27 protein-coding genes are annotated in these 21821 nt (G+C 50.6%); 24 read left to right on the top strand and 3 right to left on the bottom strand.

Annotated elements, in window-relative coordinates; genetic code table 11:
* The first annotated feature begins 12 nt into the window (after positions 1 to 12).
* The 9 genes from DP119_RS07665 (at position 13) to mtnN (ending at position 6253) form a co-directional block, all read left to right on the top strand.
* Positions 13 to 279, top strand: coding sequence for an IreB family regulatory phosphoprotein (locus DP119_RS07665; RefSeq protein ID WP_058383651.1), 267 nt, complete (start codon positions 13 to 15; stop codon positions 277 to 279).
* A 2-nt stretch (positions 280 to 281) separates the two neighbouring features.
* A complete protein-coding gene (ruvX, locus tag DP119_RS07660; RefSeq protein WP_112232427.1) occupies positions 282 to 698 on the top strand; it encodes a Holliday junction resolvase RuvX in 417 nt (138 codons plus the stop codon).
* A gap of 13 nt (positions 699 to 711) precedes the next feature.
* Complete coding sequence (locus tag DP119_RS07655; RefSeq protein WP_112232425.1) at positions 712 to 1020, top strand: DUF1292 domain-containing protein; 309 nt, start codon at positions 712 to 714, stop codon at positions 1018 to 1020.
* Positions 1021 to 1112: 92 nt separating this feature from the next.
* Positions 1113 to 2237, top strand: a complete 1125-nt coding sequence (gene mltG / locus DP119_RS07650) for an endolytic transglycosylase MltG (protein WP_112232423.1) — start codon at positions 1113 to 1115, stop codon at positions 2235 to 2237.
* A gap of 622 nt (positions 2238 to 2859) precedes the next feature.
* Positions 2860 to 3465, top strand: a complete 606-nt coding sequence (locus tag DP119_RS07645) for an O-methyltransferase (RefSeq protein WP_112232421.1) — start codon at positions 2860 to 2862, stop codon at positions 3463 to 3465.
* Positions 3466 to 3492: 27 nt separating this feature from the next.
* Positions 3493 to 4116, top strand: a complete 624-nt coding sequence (udk, locus tag DP119_RS07640; RefSeq protein WP_112232419.1) for a uridine kinase — start codon at positions 3493 to 3495, stop codon at positions 4114 to 4116.
* 81 nt (positions 4117 to 4197) lie between these two features.
* Positions 4198 to 4674, top strand: coding sequence for a transcription elongation factor GreA (gene greA, locus DP119_RS07635; RefSeq protein WP_068868992.1), 477 nt, complete (start codon positions 4198 to 4200; stop codon positions 4672 to 4674).
* Between the two features lie 120 nt (positions 4675 to 4794).
* Positions 4795 to 5493 carry a YrrS family protein gene (locus DP119_RS07630; RefSeq protein WP_112232417.1) on the top strand — a complete coding sequence of 233 codons (699 nt, stop codon included), beginning with the start codon at positions 4795 to 4797 and terminating at the stop codon, positions 5491 to 5493.
* A gap of 55 nt (positions 5494 to 5548) precedes the next feature.
* Entirely contained in the window at positions 5549 to 6253 is a 705-nt protein-coding gene (gene mtnN / locus DP119_RS07625) for a 5'-methylthioadenosine/S-adenosylhomocysteine nucleosidase (protein WP_112232415.1), read from the top strand.
* Positions 6254 to 6308: 55 nt separating this feature from the next.
* Here mtnN and pssA read toward each other — a convergent pair whose 3' ends face one another.
* Entirely contained in the window at positions 6309 to 6830 is a 522-nt protein-coding gene (gene pssA, locus DP119_RS07620) for a CDP-diacylglycerol--serine O-phosphatidyltransferase (protein ID WP_418054983.1), read from the bottom strand.
* Between the two features lie 107 nt (positions 6831 to 6937).
* Between pssA and DP119_RS07615 the strand changes: the two genes are divergently transcribed.
* The 12 genes from DP119_RS07615 to DP119_RS07560 all read left to right on the top strand — a co-directional run bounded on the left by DP119_RS07615 (position 6938) and on the right by DP119_RS07560 (position 16825).
* Positions 6938 to 7711: a phosphatidylserine decarboxylase gene (locus DP119_RS07615; RefSeq protein WP_112232412.1), complete on the top strand. Its 774-nt coding sequence runs from the start codon at positions 6938 to 6940 to the stop codon at positions 7709 to 7711.
* A 39-nt stretch (positions 7712 to 7750) separates the two neighbouring features.
* Positions 7751 to 8272 (top strand): YqeG family HAD IIIA-type phosphatase, encoded by a 522-nt coding sequence (locus tag DP119_RS07610; protein ID WP_112232410.1) that lies wholly within the window; start codon positions 7751 to 7753, stop codon positions 8270 to 8272.
* The gene (gene yqeH / locus DP119_RS07605) at positions 8269 to 9372 is read left to right on the top strand and encodes a ribosome biogenesis GTPase YqeH (protein ID WP_112232408.1); all 1104 of its coding nucleotides are present in this window, start codon (positions 8269 to 8271) and stop codon (positions 9370 to 9372) included. Before DP119_RS07610 ends, yqeH begins: the two co-directional genes overlap by 4 nt.
* A 12-nt stretch (positions 9373 to 9384) precedes the next feature.
* Positions 9385 to 10209, top strand: a complete 825-nt coding sequence (aroE, locus tag DP119_RS07600; RefSeq protein ID WP_112232406.1) for a shikimate dehydrogenase — start codon at positions 9385 to 9387, stop codon at positions 10207 to 10209.
* Entirely contained in the window at positions 10196 to 10486 is a 291-nt protein-coding gene (gene yhbY, locus DP119_RS07595) for a ribosome assembly RNA-binding protein YhbY (protein ID WP_112232404.1), read from the top strand. Before aroE ends, yhbY begins: the two co-directional genes overlap by 14 nt.
* The gene (locus tag DP119_RS07590) at positions 10483 to 11091 is read left to right on the top strand and encodes a nicotinate-nucleotide adenylyltransferase (protein WP_112232402.1); all 609 of its coding nucleotides are present in this window, start codon (positions 10483 to 10485) and stop codon (positions 11089 to 11091) included. Before yhbY ends, DP119_RS07590 begins: the two co-directional genes overlap by 4 nt.
* The gene (gene yqeK, locus DP119_RS07585; RefSeq protein ID WP_112232400.1) at positions 11045 to 11623 is read left to right on the top strand and encodes a bis(5'-nucleosyl)-tetraphosphatase (symmetrical) YqeK; all 579 of its coding nucleotides are present in this window, start codon (positions 11045 to 11047) and stop codon (positions 11621 to 11623) included. Before DP119_RS07590 ends, yqeK begins: the two co-directional genes overlap by 47 nt.
* Positions 11616 to 11954 (top strand): ribosome silencing factor, encoded by a 339-nt coding sequence (gene rsfS / locus DP119_RS07580; RefSeq protein ID WP_112232398.1) that lies wholly within the window; start codon positions 11616 to 11618, stop codon positions 11952 to 11954. Before yqeK ends, rsfS begins: the two co-directional genes overlap by 8 nt.
* Positions 11951 to 12673, top strand: coding sequence for a class I SAM-dependent DNA methyltransferase (locus DP119_RS07575; RefSeq protein ID WP_112232396.1), 723 nt, complete (start codon positions 11951 to 11953; stop codon positions 12671 to 12673). Before rsfS ends, DP119_RS07575 begins: the two co-directional genes overlap by 4 nt.
* Positions 12674 to 13347: 674 nt before the next feature.
* Positions 13348 to 13911, top strand: a complete 564-nt coding sequence (locus tag DP119_RS07570; RefSeq protein ID WP_240616395.1) for a helix-hairpin-helix domain-containing protein — start codon at positions 13348 to 13350, stop codon at positions 13909 to 13911.
* A gap of 71 nt (positions 13912 to 13982) precedes the next feature.
* Complete coding sequence (locus tag DP119_RS07565; protein WP_068869005.1) at positions 13983 to 14555, top strand: ComE operon protein 2; 573 nt, start codon at positions 13983 to 13985, stop codon at positions 14553 to 14555.
* 125 nt (positions 14556 to 14680) lie between these two features.
* Positions 14681 to 16825, top strand: a complete 2145-nt coding sequence (locus DP119_RS07560; RefSeq protein ID WP_240616394.1) for a DNA internalization-related competence protein ComEC/Rec2 — start codon at positions 14681 to 14683, stop codon at positions 16823 to 16825.
* A gap of 34 nt (positions 16826 to 16859) precedes the next feature.
* On the opposite strand, the gene DP119_RS07555 is transcribed toward DP119_RS07560, so the two are convergent.
* The gene (locus tag DP119_RS07555; protein WP_006828710.1) at positions 16860 to 16994 is read right to left on the bottom strand and encodes a YqzM family protein; all 135 of its coding nucleotides are present in this window, start codon (positions 16992 to 16994) and stop codon (positions 16860 to 16862) included.
* Positions 16995 to 17173: 179 nt separating this feature from the next.
* Here DP119_RS07555 and holA point away from each other — a divergent pair, with 179 nt between their 5' ends.
* Positions 17174 to 18208: a DNA polymerase III subunit delta gene (gene holA, locus DP119_RS07550; protein WP_112232389.1), complete on the top strand. Its 1035-nt coding sequence runs from the start codon at positions 17174 to 17176 to the stop codon at positions 18206 to 18208.
* Positions 18209 to 18321: 113 nt separating this feature from the next.
* On the opposite strand, the gene rpsT is transcribed toward holA, so the two are convergent.
* Positions 18322 to 18570, bottom strand: coding sequence for a 30S ribosomal protein S20 (gene rpsT, locus DP119_RS07545; protein WP_101190205.1), 249 nt, complete (start codon positions 18568 to 18570; stop codon positions 18322 to 18324).
* 215 nt (positions 18571 to 18785) lie between these two features.
* Between rpsT and lepA the strand changes: the two genes are divergently transcribed.
* Complete coding sequence (lepA, locus tag DP119_RS07540) at positions 18786 to 20615, top strand: translation elongation factor 4 (protein WP_112232387.1); 1830 nt, start codon at positions 18786 to 18788, stop codon at positions 20613 to 20615.
* 58 nt (positions 20616 to 20673) lie between these two features.
* Positions 20674 to 21813 (top strand): radical SAM family heme chaperone HemW, encoded by a 1140-nt coding sequence (hemW, locus tag DP119_RS07535; RefSeq protein ID WP_112232385.1) that lies wholly within the window; start codon positions 20674 to 20676, stop codon positions 21811 to 21813.
* The last annotated feature ends 8 nt before the right edge of the window (positions 21814 to 21821 follow it).

Below are 21821 nucleotides of genomic sequence, written 5' to 3'. Positions count from 1 at the left end.
GAGGTGCTTGTCGTGAGCTCATTTGATCGCACGATGAAATTCGATTCATCCGATGAATCGATGGAGCAGGACGTAAAGCAGGTCATGCTGCAAGTCCATGCTGCTCTAGAGGAAAAAGGCTATAACCCGATCAATCAGATCGTCGGGTATCTACTTTCAGGTGATCCGGCTTATATCCCTCGCCACCAGGATGCACGGAACATGATCCGGAAACTGGAGCGGGATGAAATTTTGGAAGAACTGGTGAAGTTCTACATCAAAAAGAATAACGAGGAATAATTATGCGAACAATGGGATTGGATGTCGGCTCCAAAACGATCGGAGTGGCGATCAGCGATGCACTCGGCTGGACAGCCCAGGGCATCGAAACCGTCAAAATCGATGAGGCGAATGGCGAGTTCGGGCTTGAGCGCCTTGGCGAATTGATCAAGGAATACAAAGTGACGGAAGCGGTCGTGGGCTACCCGAAGAACATGAACAACTCAGTCGGGCCACGGGCCGAAGCTTCCGAAAAGTTTGCAGCATTGCTGAAAGAAGGATATGATATACCGGTAGTGCTTTGGGATGAAAGGCTGACGACGATGGCAGCGGAGAAAATGCTGATTTCTGCCGATGTCAGCCGGAAAAACCGCAAAAAAGTAATCGACAAGATGGCCGCAGTGATGATTTTACAAGGCTATCTTGATTCAAAAAAATGATGAGGTGACACGAATGGAACATGGTCAAGAGCATATTACAGTAGTGGACGAGCACGGCAACGAGCAATTATTCGAAGTATTGTTCACATTCGAATCGGAAGATTTCGGAAAATCATACGTCTTGTACTTCCCGGTAGGCGCAGATGAAGACGAAGAAGGCGAGATCGAAATCCACGCATCTTCATTCACTGAAAACCTGGATTCCGAAGAGAACGTTTCCGGCGGCGAACTTCGCCCGGTCGAAACGGAAGAGGAATGGGACATGATCGAGGAAATGCTCAATACTTTCCTTGAGCAAGAAGAAGAAAACGAAGAGCAATAACCATAAGGGGGACGGAATTGAACCTTGATTCCGTCCCTTTCGTTTGAATCGCCTTCTGTTTTGGAGAGATGAATAGCTGAGGGGGAACACCCGTGGAAAAGCAGTCAAAGAAAGATGTCATGTTCGACAGGATGAAGGAAAAGAAAAAAGAAGTGAGAGTCGTGCGGCGCATCGTCCTGATCGTCGCGCTCGTCCTGCTTCTGATCGTCGCAGTGGCCGGGTGGCAAGTTTATAGCTATGTCACTGGCGCGCTCGAGCCTGTCGATCCGGATTCCGAAGAAGTCATCGAAGTCGAAGTGCCGATCGGTTCGAATCTGGACAGTATCGCCGCATTGCTTGAAGACAAGGGCGTCATCAAAGATGCCAGAATCTACAAGTATTACGTCAAGTTCAAGAACGAATCGGAATTCCAGGCAGGCAGCTATGGCTTGACCCAGTCGATGACATTGGACGAAATTACGCAAAGTTTGAAAACCGGGAAAGTTTACCATGAACCTTTGTATACGATCAATGTTCCGGAAGGGCTGACCTTGGAAGAAATTGCCGAACGTGTGATTGCGGAAAAAACGGATTACACGGCTGAGCAGTTTATGGAACAAGTGCAAGATGAAGCCTATATCGATGAATTGATGACCAAGTACCCTGATTTATTGACAGAGGAGATCAAAGGGGAGAATGTCAGATATGCCCTTGAAGGCTATCTGTTCCCTGCGACTTACCCGGTCTATGAGGAGAATCCTTCACTTACCTTATTGATTGAGCAGATGCTCGATGCTACGAAAGCGAATATCGAGCCGTACCAAAGCGTCTTGCAGGAGCAGGAAAAGTCGCCGCACTGGCTCTTGACCTTTGCCTCACTGCTTGAAGAGGAAGCGACTGCGAAATCGGATCGCCAAACCATCGCAAGCGTGTTCTACAACCGCATGGACCAAGACATGCCGCTTCAGACAGACCCGACTGTCATCTATGCGATGGGCGAGCATAAGGACCGCTTGTTCAACTCGGATTACGAGTTCGAACATCCTTACAGCACCTATACGAACAAAGGCTTGCCGCCTGGGCCGATCGCCGCTGCCGGCGCATCTTCCATCGAAGCGGTGCTCGACCCGAACCAAACGGAATACCTGTACTTCCTGGCTGACTCAGAAGGCAATAACTACTTCTCGACCAGCTACGAACAGCATCTTCAATACCGCGATGAACATATCGGAAATTGATAAATATAATTTGAACTAGAGAATGAGTAAGTGTGAATAAATCGTTCCAGGCGGACGCTTTCCGCGGGCATGGCTTGAGCCTCCTCGGTCGCTGCGAAAACCTTGTGCTTTCACATCTGCATGGCAGATGCGACGCAAATAAATGTGCTCAGCTTTGCTTCGCTCATTTATTTCCTGCGGGGTCTCAAGACTCATGTCGCTCCGTCGCGGTGCTCCGTCACTGCTCCCGCAGGAGTCGCCGCCTTCCACTCTTTAGTGTATTTTATTCGAGAGATATGGAGCGAAACAGCGCAGACTCCTTGGGGAGCAGAAACGGAGGGGGCTTTCCAACTCCGTTTCGACGAAGTGCTGAAATCCATTCGGGCGTCTAGCCCGAATTAGTTCAGCGCGAGCCCCCAGGAAGCGAATTAGTGAAGCGGAGCTGAACCAATTCGTTGGCGATGCTCGAACATAGTGAGAGTAGAGCAAAGCTTTTTCAGCTGTTTTGCGGAATATCGGTTTAATAAGATTTTAATTACAAAATCATTAGTTCAATTTGTATAAGAAGGAAGGGAGCGTCCGTTTCCCTTCTTCTTTTCTGTTCAAATGAAGGGTGAGAGCATGAAAGGAGCGGACATCCACAATGCCCAATACATCAATGGAAGTTTTATTCGAAACGATGCGATCTTATGCGGCGGAGCATCATGTCCCGATCATGGAAGAGCAGGGCATCGACGAGCTGCTGGCATTATTGCGTCAGCAAAAGCCGCTGCGCTTGCTGGAACTGGGGACGGCCATCGGCTATTCGGCACTTCGCATGGCCGATGCCTTGCCTGACGTCAGCATCGACACAATTGAACGGGACGAAGAACGCTTCGGCAAGGCGCTTGGGTTCATCCGCGAATCGGGGATGGAAAGCCGCGTGCGGGCCATCTGTGCCGATGCGCTCGAACTGGACATCGCCGAATTGTCCCCGTATTATGACGCCATGTTCATCGATGCGGCTAAAGGGCAATACGAGCGTTTCTTCGATAAATATGAAAGCCTACTGTCCCCGGGCGGCATCATCTATTGCGATAACATGTCGATGCACGGCATGGCGGAACAGCCGATCAAGGAAGTGCCGAGGCGCAAACGCACGATGATCCGCAATATCCGTTCGTTCCGCGAGAGAATGGATAAACATCCCGGATTCGACTGCGAGCTTCTGCCGGTCGGCGACGGGCTTCTCGTCTGCAGGAAAAAATGAAAATCGAACCACAAGGAGCTAACGTATATGTCTAAAAACAGACCGGTCGTCATCGGCATCGCTGGCGGTTCAGGATCAGGAAAGACCAGTGTCACCAATTCCATCTACGAAGTGTTCAAAGAGCATTCCGTGGTGGTCATCGAACAGGATTATTACTATAAAGACCAAAGCCACCTCGAGTTCGAGGAGCGCCTCGAGACCAACTATGACCATCCGCTCGCTTTCGACACGGACCTATTGATCAAGCATGTCAACGAATTGCTCGAACGGCGTGCGATCGAAAAACCGATCTATAATTACGCATTGCACACCCGTGCTGAAGAAAGCGTGCTGATCGAACCGAAAGATGTTATCATCCTCGAAGGCATACTGGTCCTTGAAGACGAACGGCTGCGCGAGTTGATGGACATCAAGCTATTCGTCGACACTGATGCGGACCTTCGCATCATCCGCCGCCTGATGCGCGATATCAACGAACGCGGGCGCACGATCGATTCGGTCATCGAGCAGTATTTGACGGTCGTCCGCCCGATGCACAATCAATTCATCGAGCCGACGAAGCGCTATGCGGATGTCATCATCCCGGAAGGCGGCCAGAACGAAGTCGCGATCGATCTAATGGTTACAAAAATTAAAACAATTCTTGAATAGATTGGAAATTTATAATAGAATGATACGAGACTGACGGATGTTAGCGCATCCATAGTCAGCAGTTGAAGGAGTGGGAAGAGTATGGCAAACGATAAACAATTTCCGATGACAGCTGCCGGAAAGCAGAAGTTGGAGGATGAACTGGATTATTTGAAAACGGTCAAACGCAAAGAAGTGGTGGAACGCATCAAAGTCGCAAGAAGCTTCGGGGATCTATCCGAGAACTCCGAATACGATTCCGCCAAGGAAGACCAAGCCTTTGTCGAAGGGCGCATTTCTACATTGGAATCCATGATCCGCAATGCGGTGATTATAAATGAAGAGGAAGCCGGCAACGATGTTGTCCGCCTCGGGAAAACAGTTACATTTATGGAAATCCCAGACGGTGAAGAAGAAGCCTATACAATCGTCGGTTCTGCAGAGGCAGACCCGTTGGAAGGGCGCATTTCCAACGATTCACCGATTGCCAAAAGCATGCTTGGCTGCACTGTCGGCGACCGCGTGAAAGTATTGACGCCAGGCGGGGAAATGGAAGTCAAGATCGTTTCGATCAATTGATGCACCCAGCCATTCCTTTGGGAGTGGCTGTTTTTTTGATGGCTGAAACAAAACTTTAGTTGAAACGTCAAATTTGTCATGCATTAAATATGATAAAATATGTGTAAAGGGGGGCATTTCATGGCTAACGAAGAAAAACCTTATCCCTCTCGTTTGAATAAGAACAAGAACAATAAAAATCGTTCGAATTCCATCCTGAATATCATGATCGCCTTAGTATTTACTTTGGTGGTTATCATCGGGGCGACATTGCTATTCGGTGGCGGCGATTCAGCAAATCCTGAATCCTCAGAAACAGCGCCTGAAACGGAAAGCCAAACGAGCGGCGATGATGACACGCAAGTGACAGCAGAAGAAAATGACCTTGAAGCTAAAGAGAAAGCTGAAGAGGAAGCCAAGGCTGAAGAAGAAGCGGCCAAAAAAGAAGCTGAAGAAAAAGAAAAAGAAGAGGAAGAAGAGACCAAAGGCGGAACCATCACACGTGAGGAATCCAACGATCCGATCGTCAGTGAAACCATCGTCAACACCAGCTGGGAGCCCATCGGCACTAGCCAAACTGGCGACCACGTCTCTTCCTACCAGAAAAACTCGGTTGATTGGAACGAAAAAATTGAAGCGGTCACGTATGCTACCGGTTTGTCCCAAAATGACATGTATGTCATGATGGTCCAAAATGGCGGCGGCCCGCAAAAATCCATCGCGACAGTCCAGTCGAAAGACCAATCCGAGAAGTATCGCGTCTATCTTGAATGGGTGGACGGTGAAGGTTGGAAGCCTGAAAAAATGGATGTACTCAAAACGCTGGACGGCGCCTATTAATCATTAATAGGGCGCCGTTTTTCCGGCGTAATCATGGAAGCAAGGAGCGGATACAATGAGAATCGGTGTAATCGGCGCAATGGAAGAGGAAGTAGAACTGCTGCGCAATCAATTAGCGAACACATCCGTCCGTGAAATCGCCAACAGCGAATTCACGACAGGTACATATAAAGGCCAGGAACTTATTTTGCTGAAAAGCGGCATCGGCAAAGTCAATGCAGCGATGACGACCACGATCCTGATGCAGGAGTTCAAGCCGGATCTCGTCTTGAACATCGGGTCTGCCGGCGGTTTCGACGAGGAGCTGGAAGTCGGGGCGGTGGTCATCTCAGATGAAGTGCGCCACCACGATGTGGATGCGACAGTGTTCGGCTATGAACTCGGGCAAGTGCCGCAAATGCCGGCTGCTTATACCGCCAATAAGGAACTGATCGAACTGGCTGTCCAGGCGGTTGAAGAAATCGGCGAGCACCAGCATGCAGTGGGGCTTATCGCGACAGGGGACTCATTCATGAGCGATCCCGAGCGTGTGGCATTGGTGAAACAGCAGTTTCCCGAGATGAAGGCAGCGGAAATGGAAGCGGCTGCCGTGGCGCAAGTTTGTTTCCAGTACGATACGGCATTTGTTGTCATCCGTGCCCTATCGGATATCGCGGGCAAGGAATCCTCGGTATCTTTCGAGGAATTCCTGCCGGTTGCCGCCAAGCATTCGACAGAAATCGTCCTGCGTGTCATCGAAAAGATGCTCCAGCGCGTATAAAAGAAACTCCATCCCAAAACAAGCAAAAAAGCTGAGGGCATCAAGCCCTCAGCTTTTATACTTTCCGTAATGAAAATGTGCTGATCATCAATAATGAAGAAATCAAGAGAATGAACATATAGACAGCGGGCGACCAATGGCCGAACCCGAAATATGACAAAGTTAGCACAGTTCCGGCTGCAGTGATCGGCAAGCCGGTGAAATAACCATTTGATTCGGTGATATTAAAGCGTGCGAGGCGGAATGCGCCGCATGAAATATAGATAACCGTGAACACCATGCCTGCCAGGCCGAAATCCTGCAATGCCAGCTGATGGATCAACAGCGCCGGGGCAACGCCAAAGGAAATGATATCCCCCATGGAATCCAATTGTTTGCCGAGTTCGGATTCCTGATTGTATTTTCTCGCGACCATGCCGTCAAAACGATCCAGAAATGCAGCAATGAAAATGAACAGCACACTATAACTATAGTATTCGTTCAAAGTCGCCATCAATGAGGCGCCACCGAAAACCATATTGCCGATCGTCAATGTGTTAGCTGCCTGGCTTTTCAGCCGTTTTATGGTGTGATCCATTTTGTCGATCAATATCAATGCAAGCGCTCCTTTTTTGATATGCTTTCGACAATTATACTGCGAATCGACAAAAAATGGTAGACTATTTTAACGACGGAGGTGCTAGCATGAAAAAACGCCTATACCAATCGATGATCGAATTGGGCAATGGAAAAACAAGTTCTGCTGTGCTGAAGCGCTTTGCCCAATCAGCCATCAGCCGAAAGGCCATTCCGGGATTCGTCAATGCTTATAAAATCGAACTCGGCGATATCGGGCGGCCGAGCGGACAATACACGAGCTTGCATGACTTTTTTACGCGCAGTTTAAAAGCAGATGCACGCCCTGTTGCCGATGCCGCACTGGTTTCTCCAGTCGACGGGCGCCTCGAAATCCATGGCGCTATTGAAGGCGGCAGCCGCTTCAAGGTCAAAGGCATCGACTATTCTCTTGCTGAACTGCTCGGAAGCCAGCAGATGGCGGCTCGGTACGGAAACGGCCAGTATGCGATTCTGTATCTATCGCCTGCGGATTATCACCGGATCCACAGCCCCGTAAACGGCCAAGTCGTGAAACAATACATGCTCGGAGAAAGATCCTATCCGGTTAACCGGCTTGGGCTGGTTTACGGAAAGTCGCCGATCAGCGGCAACCGCCGGCTTATCACTGAGCTTGAGACGCCCTATGGCTGCATACTGGTGGTGAAGGTCGGGGCGATGTATGTCAATTCCATCGAATTGACGGAGTTCGGGACTGAATGGGAAAAAGGGGCGGAAGTCGCTTATTTCAGCTTCGGCTCGACAGTGGCTTTATTCTTCGAGAGCGGGCATCTTCAATTCGAGGCGAAAATCAGCGATGGAGACCGGGTCAAGGTGGGAGAACCGCTCGCATATATGGTATAATCAATGGACTTAAGTCCCTAGAAACAGGAGTTGTTATGTGTGTATCGATATTTTATTCCAAGGCAATACGTTAAAGAGGTTTTTGATATTACGCCAGAGTCACTGAAAGAAAAAGGGGTGCTCGGTATCATCACCGACCTGGATAATACATTGGTCGAATGGGACCGCCCCGAAGCGACGCCACGCTTGATTGAATGGCTGAAATCGATGAAAGAAGCCGGCATTCAAGTAGTCATCGTTTCCAATAACAATGAGCTGCGCGTGAAGTCATTCGCTGACCCGCTCGGGATCCCGTTCATTCACCAAGCGAGAAAACCGATGGGCAAAGCTTTCCGCAAAGCGCTGAAAATCATGAGCGTCAAGCGCGAACAAGTTGTGGTCATCGGCGACCAGATGCTGACCGATATTTTCGGCGGCAACCGCAATAAGCTCCATACGATCCTCGTATTGCCGGTCGCACAGTCGGACGGCTTCTTTACTCGCTTCAACCGCATGGTGGAGCGCCGGATCATGAAGAGATTGAAAGAAAAAGGACAATTGATGTGGGAGGAAGAAAATTGACAGAAATGCCATATTGCATCGGTTGCGGTGTACAGATCCAAACAGAACGGAAAGATGATATCGGCTACGCGCCGCCGTCATCACTTGATAAGGAAGAAATTATTTGCCAGCGCTGCTTCCGGTTGAAGAACTATAACGAATTGCAGCCGGTCTCCTTGACGGATGACGATTTCCTGCGCATTTTGAATGGCCTCGGCGAACGCAAAGGGCTGATCGTGAAAATCGTCGACATCTTCGATTTCAACGGCAGCTGGCTGCCGGGCTTGCACCGTTTTGTCGGAAACAACCCGATTTTGCTCATTGCCAACAAAGCGGACTTGCTCCCGAAATCGGTCAAAGAGAAGAAATTGATCAATTGGATGAAACAGGAGTCGCGTAAATTGGGCTTGAACCCGGTTGACATCCTGACAGTATCCGCGCATAAAGGGACCGGTGTCCAAGAAGCGATGGATGCGATCGAACAATACCGCGACGGCGGCGATGTGTATGTGGTCGGCTGTACGAATGTTGGGAAATCCACATTCATCAACCGCGTCATCAAGCAGGCGACAGGCGAAGGGGACGTCATCACAACTTCCCATTTCCCAGGCACGACGCTTGATATGATCGGCATTCCGCTCGATGACGAACGTTCGTTATTCGATACGCCGGGTATCATCAACCATCATCAATTGGCACATCATCTGCACACGGAAGACCTGAAGGCGATCATGCCGAAAAAAGAAATCAAGCCGCGTGTGTTCCAATTGAATCCGGAACAGACATTATTCATCGGCGGTTTGGCACGTTTCGATTTCATCAGCGGCAAACGTTCATCGTTCACGGTGCATGCCGCTAATTCACTGAATATCCATCGGACCAAATTGGATAATGCAGATCAGTTATATGAACAGCATCTGGGAGGCATGCTTGCACCGCCTTCTGCCGAATACAAAGAAGATTTCCCTGAATTGGTGCGCCATGAATTCCGCATCAAAGAAGGCAAGACGGACATCGTCTTTTCAGGGCTCGGCTGGATTACGGCACAGCATGAGGACGTAACGATCGCTGCGCATGCACCCAAAGGGGTGGAAGTCATCATCCGCCCATCGCTCATATAGGAGGTTTTCACAATGAAGAAATGGTATGCGGTCATCGGGGATCCGATCTCCCATTCATTATCGCCATTTATGCACGATCATTGGTTTGAAAAACATGGGATCGACGCTTCCTATATCCCGGTCCATGTCGAACCGAAACAGCTGGAAGAAGCGTTTCACTCTTTGAAATTGCTTGGAATCAGCGGATTTAACATCACCTTGCCCCATAAGCAGGCGGCGATCCCGCTATTGGACGGGTTGGACGAAACGGCACGTATCATGAATGCAGTCAATACTGTCGCTTCAGAAAATGGGCATTTGAAAGGGTTCAATACCGATGGCGACGGGTTCGTCCGTTCGCTCTTGAGTTATCCTGTCGATAAAGATCGGCCGGTATTGGTGATCGGTGCAGGCGGGGCGGCAAGAGGCATCAGTTTCGCGCTCTCCCGTGCCGGCTTCAGCAATATCACCATCACCAACCGCACTTTCCGCAGGGCGCAGGAACTTGCGGACGAAACCGGCAGCGAGGCGATCGTAATGGCCGAGGCCGAGGCGAAGTTAAGTGAATTCGCCACGATCATCCAGACGACTTCTGTCGGATTGACCGAAGAAGCGTTGCCGCTGTCTTTGACGCATCTCGGAAGCGGCTCGATCGTGGCCGATATCATCTACAACCCGCTCGAAACGCCGTTCTTGAAAGAAGCGAAAGCGAAGGGGTGCCTGGCGCTGAACGGTGTCGGCATGTTCGTCAACCAAGGCGCCATCGCCTTCGAGAAATGGACAGGCATCCGTCCGGATACAGAAGAAATGATTCAATTGATTACGGAAAAACTAGGAGGCAATCATGTTAACAGGTAAACAGAAACGTTTTTTAAGAAGTGAAGCGCATCATTTGGACCCGATTTTCCAAGTCGGAAAAGGCGGCGTCAATGAAGCGATGCTCGTACAGATCGGGGAAGCCCTTGAAAAGCGCGAACTCGTAAAAATCAGCATCCTGCAAAATAACGAAGACGGCAAACACGAAGTGGCCCAGCATTTGGCTGAGGGAACGAAAGCGGAATTGGTGCAATTGATCGGCCACACTGTCGTTTTGTTTAAACCATCCGTCAACAATAAACGGATTGAGCTTCCGTGAAAAAGCGCAAAATCGGCATTCTCGGCGGCACATTCAACCCGCCGCATTTCGGCCATTTGATCATGGCGAATGAAGCCTATTACGCGCTTGGCTTGGACGAGGTGCGCTTTATGCCGAATGCCATCGCCCCGCATAAAGAGTCGAGCGGCATCGATACCGAAACGCGTGTCGAGATGACACGCCTTGCGATCGAAGGGCAGGCCCATTTCCGCCTTGAAGACATTGAAGTGGCAGGCGGCGGGGTTTCGTATACGCATGAGACGATGGTCAAGTTGATCGAACGTGAACCGGAATGTGAATTCTATTTTATTATCGGCGGGGACATGGTCGAAAGTTTGCATACATGGCACCGGATCGGCGAGCTGGCTGAATTGGTCCAGTTTGTCGGCATCGGACGGCCGGGTTATATCGCTGAAACGGAATACCCGGTGATGATGATCGATTCCCCTGAAATGCATCTGTCCTCGACGATGCTAAGGGAGCGCGTCTTGGCGGGCCGGCCATTGACTTTTTTTGTACCCGATCAAGTGGAGACTTTTATCCGGAAGGAGCGATTGTATGGACCCGAGCCTGATGCTCCAAAAAGTGAAAGCACGCCTTCCTGAAAAACGCTTTACCCATGTACTGGGCGTGATGAATACCGCAGTTGCACTTGCCAAGCATTACGGGGTGCCGGAAGAACAAGCGCGTATTGCGGCGATTTTGCATGACGTGGCGAAATACGCAGACCGTGATTGGATGCGCGGCATCATCGAAAAAGAAAATATGGATCCCCTATTGCTCGACTATCATCATGAATTATGGCACGCCCCGGTAGGTGCTTACCTGGCCTCTTATGAATTCGGAGTCGAAGATGAAGAAATCCTTGACGCGATCCGCTATCATACAACAGGGCGTGCCGGCATGTCCGATCTTGAGAAAATCATCTATACAGCAGACATGATCGAACCGGGCCGCAAGTTCCCAGGTGTCGACCGGTTGAGAGCCATGAAAAACGATGGCCTCGATCGCTTGATGGAAGCGTCGATCCGGCAGTCGGTCGAATTTCTCGTATCAAAAAATCAACCGGTTTATCCGGATTCATTGAAATGCCTTGAGCATTTTGAGCAACAGAAAGGGAACGTGAAGAATGACTAAAGATACATTATTGCAAGTGGCGTATAAAGCCGCAGAGGATAAAAAAGCAGAGGATATCGTTGTGTTGAATATGGAGGGGATCTCGCTTTTGGCGGATTACTTCCTGATCTGCAGCGCGAATTCGGATCGCCAAGTACAGTCGATCGCCCGTGAATTGATGGATAAGGCCGGAGAAGCCGGTTACGACGTCAAAAGTGTCGAAGGCTTCGACGCAGCGCGTTGGGTCTTGGTCGACCTTGGCGATGTCGTGGCCCATGTCTTCCATCGCGACGAGCGTTCGTATTACAACCTAGAGCGTCTATGGCGCGACGCCCCGCAACTCGAAGTATGAACTACGGGCGGTTTGCGGCAGTTTATGATGACTTGATGGAAGATATCCCACACGAACAATATGTGGAGTGGATTGCTGAAACAATGCGCTCCGGATCGGTGCTCGATCTTGCATGCGGCACCGGCGTGCTGTCTGAATTGATGGCCGAACTCGGCTATGACGTGACGGCCAGCGATTTGTCTGCCGATATGCTCACCGTTGCACAGAGACGCTTTAAAGAATCCGGGCTGGATATTCCGGTTCTTCAATTGTCGATGGACAACCTGGAAGGCTTGGAAGGTTTTGATGCCGTGACGATCGCGATCGATTCCTTGAATTATTTAGCGAAAGAAGAGCAGGTCAAGAAGACTTTCGAACAAGTTTATGCGGCATTGAATACGGGCGGATATTTCTTTTTCGATGTCCATTCGGTGTTCAAGGTCGACGAGATCTTCATGCATAGCCCGTTCGTTTATGACGGGGAAGACCTTGCCTATATGTGGCATACTGAAAAAGGTTCAGCGCCTCACAGCGTCATCCACGATTTGACGTTTTTCGTTCGTGAAGGATGGATGTTCGAGCGTTTTGAAGAAACGCACGAACAACGGACTTTCCCGGTTGACGTTTACAAAGAATGGCTCACAGAAGCCGGATTCACGGTGGAATCAGTGACCGCTGATTTTACTGAGGATGCACCAAATGACGAAAGCGAACGGATCTTTTTCCGAGCGAAAAAATAATCAGCAACATCGAACCCGCCTATTTTTATATGCGGGTTTTTAAAATATTGAAAAAGTCTATAGTTTGCTGTATATCGAAAAGGAATCGCCTTTTCTACTATGAAAAATCAATGATTTCTCTAAGTATTTGGAGAAGCGTTCGCTCGTAACCCCTTCTGCTCAATAATGCTGCGCATTACTTTCGCAAAGATAATGTCTCCCGTAGGTCGACCTTATCTTTCCAGTGGAGCAGCGTAAGCGACGAGACGGCCGAGACCCCGCAAGGAATGAATGAGCGAAGCTTAGCTGAGCGCATTCATTTGCGACGCATCTGCCAAGCAGATGTGGGAGCAAATTTTTTCTGCGATGCTTGAGCGAAGCGAAAGTTGAGCAAGCGGGTTTTCTGCGATGCTCGAACGCAGTGAGAGTTGAGCACAAGGGTTTCAAAGCGACTGAGGAGGCTTGGGCGCGAGCCCACGGAGTCGTGCGATAAGCTTCAGAAAATACGTCTTTTTACTTTTCTCGACAAGCTGCAAACCTGCATATTTTTATATGCTAGTTTTTTTCGTGGAAAGATGGACTTTCGATCAACAGTTATTATATAATTCAGACAGCTTCAGCTGCTTGCTTTCTGCGGAAACGAGGGATGCCCACTGAATATTTCTCCACAACTTGCCAAGTACGGCCGCATCGTTGTGCTGCTTGCCATCGTTTTGGCGCTTCTCTATTTCTTTCTCCTGCACGACCCCCCTGAGGCCACGAGCCTCGACGAACTCACTTCCGAATCCACCGAACCACCGCCGCCTGCAGAAACCGAGGCGGCGATTCCCGCAAGTGTCATGATTGACGTGAAAGGCGCCGTCAAAACAGAAGGCCTTTATGAACTGCCGGCCGGTTCGCGTATCAACGATGCCATCGAAGCTGCCGGTGGCTTTTTGCCGGAAGCCGACAGCCGGTCGATCAACCTGGCTGTCATCGTGCTCGATGAATCAGCGGTCTATGTGCCGAAACAAGGCGAAGAAAGCTTAATGCCGGTAGCGACGGCAGGCACCAGTGCCGAGCCCGGCCTCGTCGATTTGAACTCGGCAACGGCAGATGAATTGACCGAACTTCCCGGGATCGGCCCGGCGAAAGCAGCGGCTATCGTGTCGCACCGGACTGAAAACGGCCCTTTCAAAAGCGTTGAGCAATTGATGGATGTCACGGGGATTGGCGAAAAGAGCTTTGAGCAATTGAAAGAGCTGGTCCGCATAAGATGAGGACGGACGGCACTTGACGAAACAACTGCCTCTGCTACACTTAATTTAACGAAACAGCAGGAGGCAATCAGATGAAGCGAATAACGTGGGATCAATTTTTCATGGCTCAAAGCCATCTTTTAGCGCTAAGAAGCACTTGCACACGGTTGGCTGTCGGAGCGACGATCGTCCGGGACCGGCGTATCATGGCCGGGGGCTATAATGGCTCGATTTCCGGCGGTGACCATTGCATCGACAAAGGCTGCTATGTCGTCGATAACCATTGCGTGCGAACCATCCATGCGGAAATGAATGCCTTATTGCAATGCGCGAAATACGGGGTCAGCGTCAGCGGCGCCGATATGTATGTCAGCCATTTCCCTTGCCTCCAATGCACGAAATCCATTATCCAGGCAGGTATTTCGCGGCTCTATTATGCGGCTGACTACAAAAATCATGAATACGCGATTGAATTGCTCGAACAGGCTAATGTCGAAGTGATCCAAGTGATGTTCGATGAGCGGACGATCGATTTCCTCAGTGTCGAGAAAACGGCGCTGTATATGGAATTGATTGAAAAGCTTGGCGCAAAAGGGGCGAGCGAAGAAGAGTTGTCCCATTATAAAGAACGGGTGAAGGAATTATTCGGAGAACTTCTCGTCTAACGGAAGGTTTATTTCTCTATGCAGCAATTGCGACGGCAATTGCCGCACAAGCAGCACATGGCTCAGCTGGTAAGCTTTTGCTCATGGTGCTGCTTTTTTGCTGGATGATATACCGGAGAGCACGCATGGCGGCGTTGGCGGCTGTCTTGGCTATAGCGTTGATTTCCTTCATTAATATGGATGCCCGCCTGGTGGAAGGGCCGTTACTGACCGGAAACTTTCAGGGGACGATCGATTTTGATGAAATCGCAATCGACGGAGACCGCCTGTCAGGGTTTGCGTCTGCCGATTCCGGCCAAGTCATTTATGCGAGCTACCGGATCCGTTCGATTGAAGAACAGCGGCGATTGCAGGAGCTCGGCCCATCCGCGACGCTGCAGGTGGCGGGGACATACGAGGAGCCGAGGCCGCCTGCCCATCCATACGCATTTGATATGCCGGGCTATCTGGAGCGCCACAACGCTTCGGGCATGCTTGAAATCAAGACGCTCGAGTCGGCGGCTCGGGTTTCAGGTCTACATGCACGCTTGGCCGGGCAGCGCAGCGATTTGATCGAACACATCGACATGTCATTTCCTGAGTCGCTGGCCATGGAAGCCCAGGCGCTTTTGCTCGGGGATCGCAGCGGCATGGATGCTGAACAGGCGAGGATACAGCGGACGCTCGGCATCACCCACCTTTTTGCGATATCCGGGCTGCATGTCGGGATCGTCACCGGAATGGTTTATTTCATTTTGCTGCGCTTGCGTGTCAGGAAAGAAAGCGCGACGATGTTATTGCTCATTTTGCTGCCTTTGTATGCCATGTTGGCGGGGGCTGCCCCGTCGGTCATGCGGGCTTGTGCCATGGTGGTTTTAGTGCTGGGGGCGCGGCTTTTCAGGCTGCATGTATCGGCGCTTCAAGCATTGTCGGTAAGTTTCATCTTGTTTTTGTGGATGGATCCCGGCCTATTGCAGGATATCGGTTTCCAATTGTCATACGGTGCGAGTTTCGGGATCATCGCCTCGCTGAAATTGATGGAAGGGGCTTCTTTTCTAAAAAGCGGCTTGATCGTCACCGCAGTCTCCCAGCTTTGCCTTTACCCTCTATTACTGTTCCACTTTTTTGAAATCTCCGTATCCTCCTTTATAGTGAATGCCTTCTATGTCCCTTTGTTCACGCTGGTGATCCTGCCGGCGAATTTCATTCTATTGGCTGCGACGTTTCTGCCACTGGGCATCGATGGCTTTCTTTTTTCGGCCTACGAGCCGCTGCGCAGCTGGGTTGACGGGCTGACTGTGTCTTTAGCGGGCTTGCCTCACCAAGTCTGGACGCCTGGCAGGCCGTCAGCCGGTTGGCTGTTGTTCCTGGCTGCCAGTGTGCTGCTGTTTTTTATCCAAGCTGAAAAGCGCTTTCGCCTGCGTTTATTGCTCATCTTGTTCATTCCACCTGTGCTGCTGTCCGCAAAGCCGTATATCGACCCGGGGCTCCATGTCAGTTTTATCGACGTCGGACAGGGCGATAGCGCATTGATTGAGCTCCCTTACCGCAAGGCGGTGTATTTGATCGATGCCGGCGGCGTGCTGCGTTTTGATGAAAAGGAGTTCCAGGAGAAAAAACGCCGCTTTGAAGTGGGACGCCAAACGGTAGTGCCGTATTTAAAAGGGCGCGGCATCTCAAGTGTAGACCTTTTCATCTTGAGCCATCCCGATGCAGATCATGCTGAAGGGGCGGATGAAATTTTTGAAGAGCTGGCTGTAGGAGATTTGCACATTACGCCCGGTTCCGCAGCGAATGCATTAATGAAAAAGCTCGCCCCGTTTGCCCACGAAGCCCGTGTAGAGTTGCCGAAGGGCGGGGCGGGCTGGCAAGTGGGCGAAACGAAATTCATGTACTTGTCGCCTGAGGACGAACTATATGAAGGCAATGATGACTCGCTGGTCTTGCTGATGGATCACCAGGGGCAGCGATTCCTCTTTACGGGAGATTTGGAAAGCGAAGGCGAAGCCGGGGTGGTGGAACGCTATGGTCCACAACTAGCCGGCATGACGGTCTTGAAAGTCGGCCACCACGGAAGCAAGACTTCGAGTTCACAACTTTTTCTAGAAGCCTTGCGCCCGCAAGTGTCGGTTGTTTCAGCAGGAATCGACAACCGCTACGGGCATCCAAGCCCGGAAGTGACGGCACGCTTTGGCGACTTGGGCCTGCGGCTTCTGTCGACAGCCGAAAACGGGACCATCCGCATGACGATTGAAAATGGGCGCGTGACAGTCGACACCAGCCGAAAATAAAAAAGCCCCGGCATTGGCCGGAGCTTTTTTGGTATCAGCGGGCTGCGAATTGCACAACGCCAGCGATGATGAAAATAAGAGCAAAGAAACCAAAGGAAACGACGAAGCCCATCCCTGCATCGATGGCATCGTTGCGTTTGGACTGAACATTCTGTTCAAATTCATTCATTGAAAATCCCTCCTAGTTGATTTTATTATAAGGGAACGATAACGAAAAATCCATATCGAACTAGACAATGTCCGCTGTTTTTGGCCGACGTCACACAACTGTCAAAAGCGGACTTGTCCTGCGAGGCAGACCGATGCGGCGAAATCCGGTATAGTTAAGGGCAGGGGGGAGTGAAACGTATGATTACATCAATCTGGAAGTCGATACGCGCGGATAAAATCGACCCGGTTTACCTGATCGTCGGCACGGAGAGCTATTTCATCACCAGGACGATCGAATTGCTGAAAGCGCAGATGGCAGAGGCGGGGGAAACGGATGTCTCCAATTTCGACTTGGACGAAGTGCCGATCGGCCATGTGCTGGAAGAAGCGGACACGATCCCGTTTTTCAGCGACCGCAAGCTGATCATCGCGCGCAATGCTTCGTTCCTTAAAGCGGCGGAACGCGGGAAAGAGAAGATCAACCATGACCTCAAATCCCTGGAAGCGTGGCTCGAAAATCCGCCAGCGACCAGTGTAACGGTTTTTGTGGCACCTTATGAAAAATTGGATGAACGCAAAAAAATCGTCAAGCTGATGAAAAAAAATGTCGTGCTCATCGAAGCGAAGTCGCTGCAGCCGCATGAACTGGAAAGCTGGATTGCGCACGAGGCAAAATCCCATGGTAAAACATTGGAACGGCAAAGTGCGCAAAAGCTTATTGAAATGGCCGGGACCAATTTGACATTGCTCGCTTCGGAGATCGAGAAGATGTCTTTATATCTCGGCTCTGAGGAAGAGGAAATTACACAATCGCTCATTGAAGACATGACTGCCCGCACACTCGAGCAGGATGCTTTCAAGATGCTGCAGGCATACCTGGACGGGGACATCCAGACGGCGCTCAGCGTCTATTACGACTTGCTGCGCCAAAAGGAAGAGCCGGTCGCACTCGCTGCCTTGCTGGCGTCGCAGATCCGCTTCATGGTGCATGTCTATTATCTGCAGAAAAAAGGCTACCATGCGCAGCAAATTTCCAAACAGCTTAAGGCGCACCCTTACCGCGTCAAGCTGTTGGTGGAAAAGCGCCGGCAGATTTCCGAGGCGCGCTTGTTGCAAGTGCTCGGGGATTTGGCGGATATCGACTTGCAATTGAAGACCGTTTCGGGCAACCGGGAGCGGGTGCTGGAATTCTTCCTCATGAAACGCGCGGGGCATGCGAAGAAATCCTCTTGAATAGAGAATCACCTAGTGCATAAAAGCGCTGCCTGCTTTAGCTGGCGGCGCTTTTTCCGTTTTTTCGCATAGAAAAAAGCCAGCCCAATATAGGGCCGGCTTTTTGATGCGTTTTACGCTTTTTTCATGAGGCTTGATTTTCTACGGGCAGCAGTGTTTTTGTGGATCAAACCTTTAGAAGCTGCTTTCTCAACTTGTTTGATTGCTGCTTTAAGGGAATCCCCTTTGTTTTCTTCATTATTGGCTACAGCTTTCTCAGCCTTTTTCACAGAAGAACGCATTGCAGTTTTAACAGATGAGTTCTGGGCATTTTTCGTATCGTTCGTGCGAACACGTTTGATTGCAGATTTAATGTTTGGCATATCTTTCACCTCCTAGACAATTTGAGCGGCAGGCACAAGCCTTTGCTCTTCAATGTCTCTATACAACAAAAGTTATTTTATCAAATCGGCTGGCCGAATGCAATAGTTACGTGCAAAGAAGTTAGCCTTGACACTGAAACCTTTATGCGGTCATTCATTGCCCATTACCCGCTTGACTGCTATAATTCAAAGTAGTTTATATGGGAGTGAAGAAAATGGACCAAGAACAGAGATTAGCGAGACAACAGAAGATCCGCAACTTTTCCATCATCGCACACATCGATCATGGGAAATCGACGCTGGCCGACCGCATTTTGGAAAGAACCAATGCACTGACAGCACGGGAAATGAAATCCCAATTGCTCGATTCCATGGATTTGGAGCGCGAGCGGGGAATCACCATCAAATTGAATGCCGTCCAGCTAAATTATACAGCAAAAGACGGAGAAACATACATCATGCACTTGATCGACACGCCGGGCCATGTCGATTTCACGTACGAAGTGTCAAGAAGCCTCGCGGCATGTGAAGGCGCCGTGCTCGTCGTCGATGCAGCGCAGGGGATTGAAGCGCAAACGCTTGCCAATGTCTATTTGGCGCTCGACAACGATCTCGAGATTCTTCCGGTCATCAATAAAATCGATTTGCCTGCAGCCGACCCTGAGCGTGTGCGGCAGGAAGTCGAGGACGTCATCGGCCTTGACGCTTCCGAAGCAGTGCTGGCTTCCGCGAAAGCGGGGATCGGCATCGAAGAAATCCTCGAGCAGGTCGTCGAGAAAGTCCCGCCGCCGTCGGGAGATCCTTCCGCGCCGCTCAAGGCGATGATTTTCGATTCATTGTACGATCCCTACCGCGGTGTCGTGGCGTATATCCGGATTATGGAAGGTACCGTCAAACCGGGAGACAAGATCAAGATGATGGCAAGCGGCAAGGAGTTCGATGTCGTCGAAGCTGGCGTATTCACGCCGAAAGTGACATTGCGCGACGAATTGACGGTCGGTGATGTCGGCTTCCTGACGGCTTCCATCAAGAACGTCGCGGATTCACGCGTCGGGGATACGATCACGCTTGCCAACAATCCTGCAGAAGAAGCGCTGCCGGGTTACCGCCGCTTGAACCCGATGGTCTACTGCGGGATGTACCCGATCGATACATCGAAATACAACGATCTTCGTGAAGCGCTCGAAAAACTGGAGCTGAACGATGCCGCGTTGCAATTCGAACCGGAATCCTCGCAAGCGCTCGGCTTCGGCTACCGCTGTGGATTCCTTGGGCTCTTGCACATGGAAATCATCCAGGAGCGCATCGAACGTGAATTCAATATCGATTTGATCACGACGGCACCGAGCGTTATCTACCACGTCCACATGACGGACGGGGAAGTTCTCAATATCGACAACCCGGCGATGATGCCGGACCCGCAAAAGATCGAATACGTCGAAGAGCCGTACGTCAAGGCGACTGTCATGGTCCCGAACGACTTCGTCGGCGCGGTCATGGAAATCTGCCAGCAAAAGCGCGGCAATTTCATGACGATGGATTACCTCGACAACTCACGCGTCAGCATCATTTACGAATTGCCGCTCGCGGAGATCGTCTATGATTTCTTCGACCAACTGAAATCGGGTACCAAAGGGTATGCCTCGTTCGATTATGAATTGATCGGCTACAAGGATTCCAAATTGGTGAAAATGGACATTCTCCTGAATGCAGAGAAAGTCGATGCCTTGAGCTTTATCGTCCATAAGGATTTTGCGTACGAGCGCGGGAAAGTCATTGTCGACAAATTGAAGACCTTGATTCCCCGCCAGCAGTTTGAAGTTCCGATCCAAGCCGCAATCGGCCAGAAGATCGTGGCGCGCCAAACCATCAGCGCCATCCGGAAAAACGTCCTCGCGAAATGCTACGGCGGCGATATTTCCCGTAAGCGTAAACTTTTGGACAAACAGAAAGAAGGGAAAAAGCGGATGAAGCAAGTCGGCTCCGTGGAAGTCCCCCAAGAAGCATTTATGGCTGTTCTCAAAATGGATGACCAATCCAAATAAACGAAAAAAAGGAGGCGGTTATTCTGCCTCCTTTTCCTATTAGAAAGAAGGATTTTTTATGGTAAAAGGCATGTATATCCATATCCCATTCTGCCACCAGATTTGTTTTTACTGTGATTTCAATAAAGTGTTCTTCAAAGACCAGCCAGTTGACGCCTATATCGAATCAATCGGACAGGAATTGGCGCTGTGGAAACAGGAAGGCGCGCTCGACCAGCCATTGGAAACTGTTTTTCTCGGCGGCGGTACACCGACTGCCTTGACACCGGAACAGCTGGAACGCCTGCTTGAATTGATCCACAAGCATGTCCCGATGGCTGAAGGCGTCGAGTGGAGTTCCGAGGCGAACCCCGATGAACTGACGCGCGAAAAAATGGAAGTGTTGTTTAAGGGCGGGGTCAACCGGCTCAGCATGGGCGTCCAGACTTTCGACCAGGATTTATTGAAGCGCCTTGGCCGCACCCACGCCAATGAGGATGTATTGCGGGCTGTCGAAACCGCCCGGGAAGTCGGGTTTTCGAATATCAGCTTTGACTTGATGTACGGGCTGCCCGGCCAGACGATGGCCCAATGGGATGAGACGCTCGAGCGGGCGTTCGCGTTCGATATGCCGCATTTTTCTGCGTACTCGTTGATCATTGAACCGAAGACGGTGTTCTATAATTTGATGGTCAAAGGCAAGCTCAATACGGTGACGGAAGATTTGGAAGGCGATATGTACGAACGCCTCATGGATGAAATGGAAAAGCACGGCCTGCACCAGTATGAAATATCGAATTTCGCAAAACCCGGCCATGAATCGCGCCACAACCTGCTGTATTGGGACAATGAAGAATACATCGGTGTCGGAGCTGGAGCGCATGGCTATGTAAACGGCGTCCGTTATTCCAATCACGGCCCGCTGAAAAAATACATGGAGCCACTGGCGGCAGGCACGCGCCCGGTGCTCGACAGCACGGAAGTGACGATGAAGGCCCAGATGGAAGAAGAGATGTTCCTTGGGCTGCGCAAAACGGCGGGGGTCGAACTGGCTCATTTCGGGGAGAAATTCGGCACGCCGCTGGAGCAGGTCTACGGGGACATCCTTGAAAAAGAACAGGCAAAAGGCAATTTGGCCGTTGAACAGGGCTATGTGAAGCTCACTGAAAAAGGCCGGTTTGTCGGAAATGAAGTATTCGAGCAGTTTTTGCTTTCATAGAAGCGCAT

It is taken from the genome of Planococcus maitriensis (assembly GCF_003289925.1).
Lineage (GTDB): Bacteria > Bacillota > Bacilli > Bacillales_A > Planococcaceae > Planococcus > Planococcus maitriensis.
This window is presented reverse-complemented; position numbering and strand designations above follow the sequence as displayed.

Bases quoted from the DNA above. Each gene is read 5' to 3' on its own strand.
- ruvX (WP_112232427.1), top strand. From the start codon at position 282: ATGCGAACAATGGGATTGGATGTCGGCTCCAAAACGATCGGAGTGGCG.
- DP119_RS07655 (WP_112232425.1), top strand. From the start codon at position 712: ATGGAACATGGTCAAGAGCATATTACAGTAGTGGACGAGCACGGCAAC.
- DP119_RS07645 (WP_112232421.1), top strand. From the start codon at position 2,860: ATGCCCAATACATCAATGGAAGTTTTATTCGAAACGATGCGATCTTAT.
- udk (WP_112232419.1), top strand. From the start codon at position 3,493: ATGTCTAAAAACAGACCGGTCGTCATCGGCATCGCTGGCGGTTCAGGA.
- greA (WP_068868992.1), top strand. From the start codon at position 4,198: ATGGCAAACGATAAACAATTTCCGATGACAGCTGCCGGAAAGCAGAAG.
- DP119_RS07630 (WP_112232417.1), top strand. From the start codon at position 4,795: ATGGCTAACGAAGAAAAACCTTATCCCTCTCGTTTGAATAAGAACAAG.
- mtnN (WP_112232415.1), top strand. From the start codon at position 5,549: ATGAGAATCGGTGTAATCGGCGCAATGGAAGAGGAAGTAGAACTGCTG.
- pssA (WP_418054983.1), bottom strand. From the start codon at position 6,830: ATGGATCACACCATAAAACGGCTGAAAAGCCAGGCAGCTAACACATTG.
- DP119_RS07615 (WP_112232412.1), top strand. From the start codon at position 6,938: ATGAAAAAACGCCTATACCAATCGATGATCGAATTGGGCAATGGAAAA.
- aroE (WP_112232406.1), top strand. From the start codon at position 9,385: ATGAAGAAATGGTATGCGGTCATCGGGGATCCGATCTCCCATTCATTA.
- yhbY (WP_112232404.1), top strand. From the start codon at position 10,196: ATGTTAACAGGTAAACAGAAACGTTTTTTAAGAAGTGAAGCGCATCAT.
- yqeK (WP_112232400.1), top strand. From the start codon at position 11,045: ATGGACCCGAGCCTGATGCTCCAAAAAGTGAAAGCACGCCTTCCTGAA.
- rsfS (WP_112232398.1), top strand. From the start codon at position 11,616: ATGACTAAAGATACATTATTGCAAGTGGCGTATAAAGCCGCAGAGGAT.
- DP119_RS07575 (WP_112232396.1), top strand. From the start codon at position 11,951: ATGAACTACGGGCGGTTTGCGGCAGTTTATGATGACTTGATGGAAGAT.
- DP119_RS07565 (WP_068869005.1), top strand. From the start codon at position 13,983: ATGAAGCGAATAACGTGGGATCAATTTTTCATGGCTCAAAGCCATCTT.
- DP119_RS07560 (WP_240616394.1), top strand. From the start codon at position 14,681: ATGGCGGCGTTGGCGGCTGTCTTGGCTATAGCGTTGATTTCCTTCATT.
- DP119_RS07555 (WP_006828710.1), bottom strand. From the start codon at position 16,994: ATGAATGAATTTGAACAGAATGTTCAGTCCAAACGCAACGATGCCATC.
- holA (WP_112232389.1), top strand. From the start codon at position 17,174: ATGATTACATCAATCTGGAAGTCGATACGCGCGGATAAAATCGACCCG.
- rpsT (WP_101190205.1), bottom strand. From the start codon at position 18,570: ATGCCAAACATTAAATCTGCAATCAAACGTGTTCGCACGAACGATACG.
- lepA (WP_112232387.1), top strand. From the start codon at position 18,786: ATGGACCAAGAACAGAGATTAGCGAGACAACAGAAGATCCGCAACTTT.
- hemW (WP_112232385.1), top strand. From the start codon at position 20,674: ATGGTAAAAGGCATGTATATCCATATCCCATTCTGCCACCAGATTTGT.